8 protein-coding genes and 1 pseudogene are annotated in these 12,712 nt (G+C 72.6%); 7 read left to right on the top strand and 2 right to left on the bottom strand.

The genetic code is table 11. The annotated features are described in order from the left end of the window. Positions 1–93 precede the first annotated feature (93 nt). The 7 genes from SMA5143A_RS39825 (at position 94) to SMA5143A_RS39795 (ending at position 11,728) form a co-directional block, all read left to right on the top strand. Positions 94–1,107, top strand: a complete 1,014-nt coding sequence (locus SMA5143A_RS39825; RefSeq protein WP_107467677.1) for a helix-turn-helix domain-containing protein — start codon at positions 94–96, stop codon at positions 1,105–1,107. A gap of 277 nt (positions 1,108–1,384) precedes the next feature. Further along, positions 1,385–3,313 carry a primary-amine oxidase gene (locus SMA5143A_RS39820; protein WP_107467676.1) on the top strand — a complete coding sequence of 643 codons (1,929 nt, stop codon included), beginning with the start codon at positions 1,385–1,387 and terminating at the stop codon, positions 3,311–3,313. Continuing rightward, positions 3,306–3,812: a hypothetical protein gene (locus SMA5143A_RS39815; protein WP_107467675.1), complete on the top strand. Its 507-nt coding sequence runs from the start codon at positions 3,306–3,308 to the stop codon at positions 3,810–3,812. The genes SMA5143A_RS39820 and SMA5143A_RS39815 overlap by 8 nt, the downstream gene beginning before the upstream one ends. Positions 3,813–3,863: 51 nt before the next feature. After that, positions 3,864–4,448 carry a TetR/AcrR family transcriptional regulator gene (locus SMA5143A_RS39810; RefSeq protein WP_107467674.1) on the top strand — a complete coding sequence of 195 codons (585 nt, stop codon included), beginning with the start codon at positions 3,864–3,866 and terminating at the stop codon, positions 4,446–4,448. Between the two features lie 111 nt (positions 4,449–4,559). Then, the gene (locus SMA5143A_RS39805) at positions 4,560–7,475 is read left to right on the top strand and encodes a glycosyl hydrolase family 95 catalytic domain-containing protein (protein ID WP_107467673.1); all 2,916 of its coding nucleotides are present in this window, start codon (positions 4,560–4,562) and stop codon (positions 7,473–7,475) included. A gap of 251 nt (positions 7,476–7,726) precedes the next feature. After that, positions 7,727–8,821, top strand: a complete 1,095-nt coding sequence (locus SMA5143A_RS39800; RefSeq protein WP_107467672.1) for an ABC transporter substrate-binding protein — start codon at positions 7,727–7,729, stop codon at positions 8,819–8,821. Positions 8,822–8,902: 81 nt separating this feature from the next. Further along, positions 8,903–11,728 carry a SpoIIE family protein phosphatase gene (locus SMA5143A_RS39795; protein WP_107467722.1) on the top strand — a complete coding sequence of 942 codons (2,826 nt, stop codon included), beginning with the start codon at positions 8,903–8,905 and terminating at the stop codon, positions 11,726–11,728. Between the two features lie 6 nt (positions 11,729–11,734). Here SMA5143A_RS39795 and SMA5143A_RS39790 read toward each other — a convergent pair whose 3' ends face one another. Together SMA5143A_RS39790 and aspA are read right to left on the bottom strand one after the other, a co-directional pair. Next, positions 11,735–12,469, bottom strand: coding sequence for an SDR family NAD(P)-dependent oxidoreductase (locus SMA5143A_RS39790; protein ID WP_107467671.1), 735 nt, complete (start codon positions 12,467–12,469; stop codon positions 11,735–11,737). Between the two features lie 39 nt (positions 12,470–12,508). Next, positions 12,509–12,712 (bottom strand): annotated as a pseudogene (gene aspA / locus SMA5143A_RS39785) (aspartate ammonia-lyase); the annotation flags it as partial.

The following is a 12,712-nucleotide window of genomic DNA, read 5'->3' as shown; positions in this document are numbered from 1 at the left end:
CGCCGACCCGTCCCGGCGGACGGGAACGATCATCCGGTCGAAGGGAGTTGAGGATACGGTGGCGGAGCAGCAACGACCGGATGGAGCGCGTCCATGCGAACCGTCGTGACGACCGAGCAGGTCTCCCCGGACGAGCGGTTCGACTTCTGGGTCGAGGAGATGGCCCGTCTGATGGTCGCGCCGCTGGACACCACACGGACGGCCGGCGATGTCTTCCACGGCACGGCCGCCACCGGCCGGGTCGGCGCGCTGCGGCTGAGTGCGCTGAGCGCGGGACCGCTGCGGGTGCGGCGTACGGAGTCGCCGGCCGCGCGGCACGAGGAGGACTTCTACAAGCTGGCCCTCCAGGTCTCGGGCTCCGTGGTGATCGAGCAGGACGGCGTGCGGAGCCGGCTCACCCCGGGTGACCTGGCGCTGTGCGACACCTCGCGCGCGTACGGCTTCACGTACGAGAGCCCGTTCAGCACGGTGCTGGTGCTGGTGCCGCGCCCGCTGATCCCGCTGCGGCCGGAGACCCTGCGCGCGGTGACGGGCCGGCGGATGGCTCCGGACCAGGGGGTGGGCGCGGTCGTGGCGCCGTTCCTGCGGTCGCTGACCGAGCAGAGCGCGCACTGTGCCGGGCCCGAGGTGTCGCGACTGGCGGACGGAGCGGTGTCCCTGGTCACGGCGCTGCTGTGCGAGCGGCTCCACCGTGCGGCGCCGGTGGCGCCCCATCTGGCGACCATGCTGCGCATCCGCGACTACATCGAACGCCATCTCGCCGACCCGGACCTCACACCGGATGTGATCGCCGGGGCGCACGGCATCTCGCGGCGCTATCTCTTCAAGCTGTTCGCGGAGGAGGAGACGACGGTCGCCGGCTGGATCCGCACCCGGCGGGTGGAGCGGTGCGCCCGGGACCTCGCCGACCCGGCGACCCGGGACCAGCCGGTGGCCGCGATCGCCGCCCGCTGGGGGCTCCTCGACGGCCGTCACTTCGCCCGCGTCTTCAAGGCGGTCTACGGCGAGACCCCCCGGGACTACCGGCGGCGGGCCGGACGGGGTCAGACGCCGCTGCCGCCTGGGCCGGGTCCGGCGCCGGTGCCGCCCGTGCCCCTGGACGGTTGACGTAGGGCCTGTCGTTTGGATCACGCCTGGGCCGCGGGGCTCACCGGCAGCCATTGGTGCCCGTAGCCCGAAGTCCGCATGATCCAAACGACAGACCCCAGCCGCGTCGCCCCGGTTCCGCCGATGCGTGCACGGCGAGGTGACGTTTCCGTGCACGGGCTCGACCGAGGCCGGCGCTCCGGGCGGGAAAGCCCCTGCCGGGCTCTGGACGGGACAGGGGCCTCGCGTTTTCATCTACGCACGTTGAAAAACGGCGGCCTCCCCCGGAAGGAACGCGATGACCTCCCCTGCCCCGCACCCCCTCGCACCGCTCACCCCGAGTGAGATCACCGCGGCCCGCGCGATCCTCGCCGAGGCCGGACTGCTGGCCGGCACCAGCCGCTTCGCGTACCTCGGCCTGGAGGAGCCGGAGAAGGACCTTCTGATGGCGCGTGCCGCCGACGACCCCGTCGACCGTCGGGTGCGGGTCATGCTGCACGACACGGCGGGGGCGCCCGCGCATGACGTCGTCCTCTCGCTGACCCGCCGCACGATCGACTCCGATCGCACGCTCGACGCCGTCAAGGACGGGCAACTCCCCATCCTGGAGGAGGAGTTCGAGCTGATCGAGGAGATCGTGGCCGCCGACGAGGGCTGGCGGGCGGCGCTCGCCCGGCGCGGCCTCGACGGGGCGCTGGTGCGGGTCGCCCCGCTCTCCGCGGGGGTGTACGCGGACGACTACCCCGACGAGGCCGGACGCCGTGTCCTGCGCGGCCTCGCCTTCGTCCAGAAGCAGCCGGAGTACTACGCCTGGGGATGTCCCATCGACGGTCTCGTCGTCTACGTCGACGTGCTGAACAGGACCGTCGACCGGATCATCGACCTCGACCCGGTGCCGCTGCCCGATGTGTCCGTCGACTTCGGCGACCCGGCGGTCACCGGCCGCCGCACCAGCCAGAAGCCCATTGAGATCACCCAGCCCGAGGGGCCGAGCTTCACCCTCGACGGCAATCTCCTGGAGTGGGAGAACTGGTCCCTGCGCATCGGCTTCGACGCCCGTGAGGGCCTGATCCTCCACCAGATCGCGTTCCACGACCGCGACCAGGGGCGCGACCGTCCCGTCATCCACCGCGCGTCGATCGCCGAGATGGTCGTCCCCTACGCCGACCCGTCGCCGGTGCGCTCCTGGCAGAACTACTTCGACACCGGCGAGTTCCTGATCGGCCGTATGGCGAACGCCCTCGAACTGGGCTGTGACTGCCTGGGCGACATCACCTACCTGGACGCCGTCATCGCCGACGACACGGGCGCCCCGCGCACCCTGCGCAACGCGATCTGTCTGCACGAGGAGGACCACGGCATCCTCTGGAAGCACACCGACCTGTGGACCGGCCGGGCCGAGACCCGCCGCCAGCGCCGGATGGTGCTCTCCTTCTTCACCACCATCGGCAACTACGACTACGGCTTCTACTGGTACCTCTACCTCGACGGCGTCATCGAGTTCGAGGCGAAGGCCACCGGCATCGTCTTCCCCTCCGCCTACCCGGGCCCCGGCTACCCGTACGCCTCCGAGGTCGCCCCGGGGCTCGGCGCCCCGTACCACCAGCACTTGTTCTGTACCCGCCTGGACATGGCCGTGGACGGCCCCCGGAACCGGGTGGAGGAGGTCGACGCCGTACGGGTGCCGATGGGACCGGACAACCCCCGCGGCAACGCGTTCACCCTCCGGCGCACCCCGCTGCGCACCGAGTCGGAGGCCCAGCGGGACGCCGACCTCGCCGTCGGCCGGGTGTGGCACATCTCCAACCCCGAGTCGCTCAACTCGCTCGGCGCGCCCGTCGGGTACACCCTCCACCCGCAGGGGAGGCCGACCCTGCTCGCCGACCCGGGCTCGTCCATCGCCGCCCGCGCCGCCTTCGCCACCCGGCATCTGTGGGTCACCGCCTACGATCCCGCCGAGCGCTACCCCGCGGGCGACTTCGTCAACCAGCATCCCGGCGGCGCGGGCCTGCCCGCCTACACGGCCGCGGACCGCTGCCTCGACGGCCGGTCGCTCGTCGTGTGGCACACCTTCGGCCTCACGCACGCACCCCGGCCGGAGGACTGGCCGGTCATGCCCGTCGACCACACGGGCTTCAAGCTCACCCCGACCGGCTTCTTCGACCGCAACCCGACGCTGGACGTCCCGCCGGCCGCGGCCGTCTCCCACGGCTGCTGCGATGCATGACCTGCTGGCGACGCATGCCCTGCCGGCGGTGGCGGGCCTGGCGGCAGCGGTGGTCTGCCTGGCCGGTCATCTGCCGGGGCCGGTGCGCGGCTGGGGTCCGCACGCCGTCGTCACGGCGGTGATGGCGGTGATGGTCCTGCCGGGCGGACGGTCGGTAGGGGCGGTGCTCGCCGGTACGGCCGTCGTCGCGGCGGCCGCCGTGTGGCGGCTGTGCGCGGGCTGCCCGGGGCGCGGCAGAGCCGCCGAGACGGCCGACCTCGCGGCGATGGCACTGCTGACGGCGGCCGCCCTGCCCTGGGGGACGACCGTGCCGCACCACGGAGCCGGTGCCGGTACCGGAGGCGGCGGGCTCGCGCTGCTCGTGGCCGGTTGCTGGGCGGCGGCGCGCGCGGGGACCGTGATGTTCTCTCGACTGGGCGGTGGTCACGGCCCGTTGGCGGGGCGGCAGGACGCGGCGGCGGCCCTCATGGTGGCGGCGATGACCGCCATGGCATGGTGAAGCGGCACAGGCGGGCGCCCGTCCCGTCGGAGGAAGGGAGTCGGCGGGCTCATGCCGAAGATCGTCGACCATGACGCGCGCCGTCGTGAGATCGTCGCGGCGGTGTGGGCGCTGATCGCCCGCAACGGGCTCGACGCGGTCACGATGCGCGATCTCGCCGCCGAGGCGGGGTACGCCAACGGGGCCCTCGCCCCGTACTTCCGCGGCAAGGACGACATCCTGCTGGCTGCCTTCCAGTACGCCGTCGAGAGCACCGACGCGCGGGCCGAGCGGGCCATCGGTGACGCCACCGGGCTCGTGGCGCTGCGCCGGCTGTGCCACGAGATCATGCCGCTGGACGAGACGCGGCTGCTGGAGGCCCGGGTCGTCGTCGCGTTCTGGGGCCGGGCCCTGCACGACCCGCGGATGGCGGCCGTCCACGTCACCGCCCTGGACCGGTGGCGGCAGCGGATGACCGACTGCCTGGCCGAAGCCAGGGCGGCCGGCGAGATCCGGGCCGCGGCGCCGGACGAGCGGGGCGCCGACGCGCTGCTCGCGGCGCTGGCGGGTTTCCAGGTCAACGCGCTGCTCGTACCGCACACCGCGACGCCGGACCACCAACGGGCCGCCCTCGACGGCCTGCTGGCGTCCTTCTAGCACCACGAAGGTCGTCAAAGGTCGCCAATTCATCCCATGAACCGCAGGGCGGACCCCGGCTTTCATGTAAGGTATGGACACTTCCCGCGGACGGCCCTATAAATCCATCCCATGTCCAGAGATCGTCATGGCTTGTCCGGGTCGGGCCGCCCCCTCGACCGCAGATCGTTCCTCGCCACCACCGCCCTGACGGCGGGGGCCACCGCCCTGCCCGGCGGTGTGCTCTCCGGCCGGGCGGCGGCGGCCGTCCCCCCGCAGATCACGCTCCCCGAGCGGGGCATCCACGACACCTCTCCCGCCTCCGCCTGGACCGATGGCTTCCTCACCGGCAACGGTGAGCACGGGGCCGTGCTGTACGGCGCGCCCACCCTGGAGAAGGTGGTCCTCAACCATCACCGGCTGGTGCTGCCGAACGGCACCCGCGACGTGAAGCCGCCGGTGCTGGCCGGCCGTCTGGAAGGCGCACGCGACAAGGCACTCGCGGGTGACTACACGGGCGCCAACCGGGACTTCGCCGCGGGCTGGTCCCTGCGCTGGACGCAGTCGTACCACCCGGCGTACGAGCTGCGCATCGCCACGCCGGGCATGACGACGGTCCGCGGCTACGGGCGGGTCACCGACTTCCGTACCGGCGAGGTGAGTTCGAGCTGGACCGACCAGTACGGCACCTGGACGCGACGGGCGTTCGTCTCCCGCGCCGACAACGTGATCGTCCATGAGCTGCTCCCCGCCTCCGGCCGTACCGTCGACACGACCCTGAGCGTGCACACCGCGCTCGACGGGCTCCCCACCGGCCTGGGCTTCACCACGCGCGCGACCGTCGCCGAGGGCTCCGGCTATCTGAATCTGCGCGGCACCTACCCCGCGGGCCAGGGCGCCTTCGGCTACGAGGGCGTCACCCGTGTCGTCGCCTCGGGCGCCGGCGCCACGGTCACCGCCTCCGGTGCCACGATCGTGGTGACCAAGGCGACCAGGGTGCTGCTCCTGACGAAGCTGGGCCGCTACGAGTCGTCCACCGGCTGGGACTCCGAGCCGCTGCACACCCGGCTGGCCGCACTCGGCACGGACTACGCGGCGCTGCGCGCACGGCACACGGCCCTGCACACCGCTCTCTACGACCGCTCCCGCCTCGACCTGAACGTCCCGGACGCCGACCGCCGGCTCTCCGTCACCGAACTCCTCGCCCGCCAGAACGCCGACCGCAACGTCATCGACACGGCCCTGCTGGAGCGGATGTACGACTCGGGCCGCTACTTCTTCCTCAGCTCCAGCGGCATCCTTCCGCCCCGTCTCACGGGGATCTGGACGGGGGCCTGGGGCGCGGCCTGGGCGGACGACTTCACCACCGACGCCAATGTCAACCTCCAGGTCGCGGGCAGCAACATCCTCGACCTCACCGAGCCCATGCAGGGCTACTTCGACCTGATCCTCGGGCAGCTCGACGACTGGCGGACCAACGCCAAGAACCTGTACGGAGCCCGCGGCTTCCTCGCCCCCTCCCGCACGGACGGCGAGTACGGCCACATGCTCCACTTCAACGGCGGCAGCTTCCCCGGCCACACCTGGACGGGCGGTGCCGACTGGCTGCTGTACCCGCTGCTCGAGTACTACGAGGTCACCGGCGACGAGGCGTTCCTGCGGGACCGGCTCGGGCCCGCCCTGATGGAGCTGGCCCTCTTCTACGAGGACTTCCTCACCCGTACCGACGCGAACGGCAAGGCGGTCTTCGTGCCGTCGTTCTCCATGGAGAACTCCCCCGGCAACACCGGTGTCTGCTTCTCGGTGAACGCCACCGGCGACATCATGGCGGGCAGGCACGCGCTGCTGGCCGCGATCGACGCCGCCGACGCCCTCGGCGTCGAACAGGGCAGCGGCCAGGGCGTCGCCCGCTGGAAGGCTCTGCTGAAGAAGCTCCCCGCCTACCGCGTCAACGGCGACGGGGCGCTGGCCGAATGGTCCTGGCCGAGCCACACCGACCGCTACAACCACCGGCACGTCCAGCACCTGTACGGCGCCTGGCCCCTGCACGAGATCAACCCCGAGGAGGAGCCCGCCCTCGTCCGCACGGCGAAGCGGGCCCTCGAACTGCGCGGCGACCAGAACATCTCCGCCCACGGCAGCCTCCACCGGGCCCTCGCGGGGGCCCGTCTGAAGGACGGCGGACAGGTCTACGGCAACCTGCGGAAGATCCTCGGCAACAACATGGTCTTCAAGTCGCTGATGACGTCCCACAACCCGAACCTGGACATCTACAACGCGGACGCGGCCAACGCCATCCCCGGTGTGCTGGCCGAGGCCCTGCTGTACCACCGCCCCGGAGTGCTGGAGATCCTGCCCGCCCTTCCCGACCAGCTGCCGAAGGGCACGATCACCGGGGTCAGGGCCCGGGGCCGCATCCGCGTCCACAGCTTCGCGTGGGACCTGGACGCTCGCACCGCCACGCTGTCCGTGACCTCCGCCGTCGACCAGGAGGTGACCCTGATCAGCCGGCGCGGCATGACCTCCGTGTCGACCACGGCGACCGTCGCACCGTCCGCCCTCGGCACCCACGCCAGGAAGGTGTCTCTGGCCGCCGGTCAGCGCACGGAGATCTCCGTCTCCCTGCTCAGCGGTTTCTTCCGGCTGGTCAACCGGCACAGCGGCCATGTCCTCGACGTGCCCGGCGCGAGCACCGCCGACGGCGCCGGGATCATCCAGTGGGGCTGGTCCGGTGCCGTCAACCAGCAGTGGCGACTGCTGCCCGAGGCCGACGGCTCCTTCCGTCTGGCCGCCCGCCACAGCGGCCGGCTGCTGGACAGCCCCGGCGGCTCGGGAGCCGGCGCCCAGCTGATCCAGTACCACGACGCCGGCAGCGACAACCAGCGCTGGAAGCTGGTCGCCGCGGGCGACGGCCACCATCGGCTGGTCAACGTCCGCAATGGCTGGTGCGTGAGCGTCGACGGCGACTCGGCGCAGGCGGGCGCCCACGTCGTCCAGCAGCCCGTCGGCACCGGCGCCGGCCAGGAGTGGCGGCTCGTGGCGGTGTGACCCGACGCGGGGCCGTCGTCGAGGGGGCGGCGGCCCCGGTCATGAGCAGGGGCCGGGGCCGCCGCGGCGTTGTGCGGGCGATGCCCCGGCCGTAGGGGTGTGAGGTCGATGGCCGTACCATGACGTGACCGGGCTCACGTCGCCCCGGCCGACTCATGATCCGGCTCGCGTTCCCAGCCGCGAACGTCGGCGGCGTCCCGCCATCAGTCCCGTCCCGCGGGCACCGCACCCGGCTTCGCAGGAGGCACACGGTGAAGGATGTCGGAATAGACCGAAGAACGTTCCTCCGGGGCGTCGGCGCCGTCACGGCGGGCACCGCCGCCGTGACGTCCACCGCGTGCGGGCCCCCCACCGCCCGGAACTCCGGCGGGGCCGGGAACAGCAGGACCGTCGTCGTCCGCGACATCGGCGGCGCCTACGGCGAGGCGCACCGCAAGGCGGTGTACGAGCCGTTCGGCAAGGAGACCGGCATCCGCGTCGACGTGGTCCACATCCCGACGTACGCGGAGCTCCTCTCCCAGATCCGGGAGGGCCCCCGGTTCGACCTCATCGACATCGACATGAGCGCGCTGGCCCTCTTCGCCAAGGACGACGCCACCCAGGAACTCGACTACGACCGGCTGGAACACACCCGGAACGCCGGCATCGCCCAGTCCCTGCTCACCTCCCACGGCGTCGGCAAGAACTACTGGGCCAGCGTCATGGCGTACCGCACCGACGCCTTCGGCGGGAGGGCGCCGGAGACCTGGGCCGACTTCTGGGACACCAGGGTGTTCCCCGGCGGCCGGGCCCTGCAGAGCCCGGACGGGGGCCCGCCCGAGTTGGAGTTCGCCCTCCTCGCCGACGGTGTGTCCGCCGACAGGCTCTATCCCCTCGACGTCGACCGCGCCTTCGCCGCCCTGGACGCGATCAAGGGCGCCGTCCACCGGTTCTGGGACGACGGCGCCACACCGGGACTGCTCCTGGAACGCCGACGGGTCGCCGCCACCACGGTCTGGCACGGCCGCCCGAACCACCTCATCCAGCGGGGCGCCCCGCTCGCCTACCAGTGGGACGGCGCCCGTCGGCAGAGCAACGGCTTCGGCATCCCCCACGGCGCCCGGCACCCGGACGCCGCCTACCGGCTCATCGACTTCGCCCTGCGCCCCGAGGTGCAGGCCGCCGTCGCCGAGCTCTACCCCATGGGCCCGGTGGCGCCGACCGCGTACAAGTACCTGCCCAGGGCCGCCGCGGATCTCGCCAGCTCCCCGGAGCACCTCTACACCGGTTTCGACCTGGACATCGGCTGGTGGGTCGAGAACAAGGAAGCCGTGATCAAGCGCTGGCAGGAGTGGGTGCGGTCCTGAGGACACGGCACGGGGACGGATCGGCACCGTCACTCGGCACCGCCGGCTCCCGCCGGGCACCGGGAAGGACATCCCGTGGACATGACCAGCATCTTCGAGCGGTCGACCGACCGGCCCGGCGGTCGTCGTTCCCGTGCGGCGGCTGCCGCGCCCCCGCCCGAGGCCCCGGACCGGTCACACAGGTCGCCCGCCCGGCCGCCCGGAACGCGTGCGCGTTCCGTGCTGAGCGCGCGCAGCCTCGCGGGTCAGGTGTTCCTGTGGCAGCTGGTGCTGGTGATCCTGTTCGCGGCCGCGGCGGGCGTGGCGCTCGTCCTCCAGGCCCGTACGTCGAGCACGGAGGAGGCCCGCCGGGTCTCGCTCGGCGTCGCCCAGGCCTTCGCGCGTGCGCCGGGCACGGTCGAGGCCATGAAGTCCGCCGACCCCACCGCCGTACTCCAGCCGAGGGCGGAGGACACCCGTGAGCTGACCGGTGTGGACTTCGTCGTCGCGATCGATCCGCGCGGCTACCGCTGGACACACCCCGACCCGAGTCTGATCGGGGAGCACGTCTTCGCCCTGCGCAAGGAGGCGGCGGCCGGCCGGCCCTTCACCCAGGACATCGAGGGCAGCCTCGGGCTCGCCGTGGAGTCCACGGTTCCCGTCTTCGACACGGGAGGACGGAAGATCGTCGGCCTGGTGTCGGTCGGGGTCACGGTCAAGAACGTCGACTCCGTGGTCCGACGCCAGATGCCGATCCTGCTCGGGTCCGTCGCAGGTGGGCTCGCTCTCGTCACCGGCGGCAGCGCCCTGGTGTCGCGGCGGCTGCGCCGGCAGACCCGCGGACTGGGACCGGCCGAGATGACCAGGATGTACGAGCACCACGACGCGGTGCTGCACGCGGTGCGGGAGGGAGTGCTGATCATCGACGGTGACGGGCGGCTGCTCCTCGCCAACGACGAGGCACGGCGCCTGCTGGACCTGCCGGCGGACGCGGAGCAGCGCCGGATCACCGCTCTGGGCCTGGAAGCGGGGACCGCCTCTCTGCTTGCCTCCGGCCGGGCGGTCACCGACGAGGTCCACCTGGCCGGCGACCATCTGCTGGCGGTCAACATCCGGCCCGTCGACCCGGAAGGCGGCGTACGGGGGCATGTGGCCACCTTGCGGGACACCACCGAACTCCAGGACCTGGCGGGTCGGGCGGCCGTGGCCGGGGAGCGGCTGCGGATGCTGTACGAGGCGGGCGTGCGGATCGGCACCACACTGAACGTGGTGCGCACCACCGAGGAGCTGGCCGAGGTGGCGGTCCCCGGCTTCGCCGACGTGGCCACGGTCGACCTCCAGGATCCGGTGCTGGAGGGCGAGGAGCCGGTCGGACCGAGTCCCGAGCTGCGCCGCACGGCACTGCACAGCGCCAAGGGGTCCTCCTGGCCGCTCTTCCCCGTGGGGGACCTCGTCCGCTTCGCCCCCGAGAACCCGGTGGCCGTCAGCGCCCAGCAGGGCCGGCCCGTCCTCGACGCCGACCTGACCGCCTCCTTCGACTGGCGCGTCCAGGATCCCGAGCGGGCCGGGCGCATCCTGGACTCGGGACTCCACTCCTTGATCACCGTGCCGCTCCAGGCCCGCGGTGTCGTGCTGGGCATGGTCAACTTCTGGCGCGCCGAGCAGGACGCCTTCGAGGAGGAGGACCTGGCCTTCGCCGAGGAGCTGGCCGCCCGGGCCGCGGTCGCCATCGACAACGCGCGCCGCTACACGCGCGAGCACGCCCTGGCCGTGGCCCTCCAGCGCAGCCTCCTGCCGCGTTCCCTGCCCGAGCGGTCCGCCGTCGAGGTCGCCCACCGCTATCTGCCCGCCCGGGCCGGTGTCGGCGGCGACTGGTTCGACGTCATCCCCCTGCCCGGGGCGCGGGTGGCGCTGGTGGTGGGCGACGTGGTCGGCCACGGGCTGCACGCCGCGGCCACCATGGGCCGGCTGCGCACCGCGGTGCGCACGTTCTCGTCCCTCGACCTGGCCGCCGACGAACTGATCAGACGGCTCGACGAGCTGGTCACCCGGGTCGACGGCGAGGAGAGCGGCGACGGCGAGGGAATCACGGGAGCGACCTGCCTGTACGCCATCTACGACCCGGTTGCCGGGCGGTGCTCCCTGGCCCGGTCCGGGCATCCGGAACCGGCCCTGGTGCACCCCGACGGCACGGTCGAGCGGATGTCGGTGCCGGTCTCCCCGCCGCTGGGCCTCGGAGGCGGCCACCCCTTCGAGAAGGCCGAGTACACCCTGCCCGAGGGCTCGCGGCTGGTCCTGTACACGGACGGGCTGATCGAGGACCGCGACCGGGACATCGACACCGGTCTCGCGCTGCTGCACGACGCGCTGGCGGGGCCGGGCCGGACACCGGAGGAGACCTGCCGGGCCGTGTTCGACGCCCTGCTGCCGGTGCGCCCCAGCGACGACATCGCTCTGCTCGTCGCCCGGTCCCGGCTGCTCGACCCCTCGCAGGTCGCCGACTGGGACATCCCCGCGGACCCCGCCGCCGTCGCCGGGATCCGGGCCCAGGTCGCCCGTCGGCTGGAGGAGTGGGGGCTGGGGGAGTTCGCGTTCTCCACCGAGCTGGTGATCAGCGAGCTGGTCACCAACGCCATCCGCTACGGCAGTGACCCGAGGCGGCTGCGGGTCCTGCGCGACGGCGACAGCCTCATCTGCGAGGTCACCGACGGCAGCAGCACCTCTCCGCATCTGCGCCGGGCCGCCGACACCGACGAGGGCGGCCGGGGACTGTTCCTCGTGGCCCAGTTCACGCAGGGCTGGGGCACCCGTTACCTGTCCCGGGGCAAGGTGATCTGGACGGAGCAGTCGCTCCACGGCGGCCTGCCCGAACCCGACGACGACCTGGCCGAGACCCTGCTGGACCAGTGGGACGACACGGGCTGGTGACGCCGCTCAGAACGCGGTGTAGCCCCCGTCCACAGGCAGCACGGCTCCGGTGATGTAGGACGACTCCGGGGAGGCGAGGAAGAGGACGGCGTCGGCGACCTCCTCGGGCGTGGCGAGCCGGCGCATCGGTATGGAGTCCTCTCGGGTGCGCCGGTAGGCGGCGGGGTCGGGGCGCCGCTGGAACGCCTCCTCGATGACCGGCGTCATGGTCAGACCGGGGGCGACGACGTTGACGCGGATGCCGCGGTCCGCCCATTCGACGGCGGCGCCCCGGGCCAGCGCGATGAGGCCGCCCTTGGCGGCGGAGTACAGGGTCTGGTTCGGCATGCCGACCATCCCGAGGCGGGAGCTGACACACACCATCGACGCGCCCCGCTCGGGTGCCAGTGGCATCAGGTGCTTCATGACGAGGAACGCGCTGAGGAGGTTGGCGTGGAGCACGTCGCGGGCGGCCTCGTAGGACGTCTCGGCGAGCGGGCCGGACCGCTGGAGGCCGTGGCAGAGGACGACCACTCCCACGTCGCCCAGGTGCCCCCGCGCGCGTGCGGCGAGATCGGCGACGAACCCCTCGTCGTCGAGGTCCCCCGCGACGTAGAGGTCGTCCGGGTGGCTCTCCGGCGGCTCGGGTCGCCGTCCCGTGAGCAGGAGGCGGGCGCCCTCGCGGCGGAAGTGGGAGGCGATCGCCTGCCCGATGCCGCTCGACGCTCCGGTGATCACGGCGTTGACGCCCTGGAGTCTCATACGCGTTCCCAGTCGGTCGGTGGCCGGAGTCGGCCGTCGTCAGGCCCGTACCTGCCCCCGGCCGGCGACGATCTCCGGGCGCAGCAGGTCGGTGAGGGTCTCGGCGGGCAACAGGCCCTTCTCCAAAACGAGTTCGGCGACGCCGCGGCCGGTGGCGAGGGCCTCCTTGGCGATGTCGGTGGCCGCCGTGTACCCGATGTGCGGGTTGAGGGCGGTGACCAGGCCGATGGAGTTCTCCACGGT

The sequence above is a fragment of the Streptomyces sp. MA5143a genome (assembly GCF_900290235.1).
In the GTDB taxonomy this organism is placed as follows: domain Bacteria; phylum Actinomycetota; class Actinomycetes; order Streptomycetales; family Streptomycetaceae; genus Streptomyces.
Note: the sequence above shows the minus strand (reverse complement) of the source record. Positions and strands in the feature narration are given on the sequence as shown.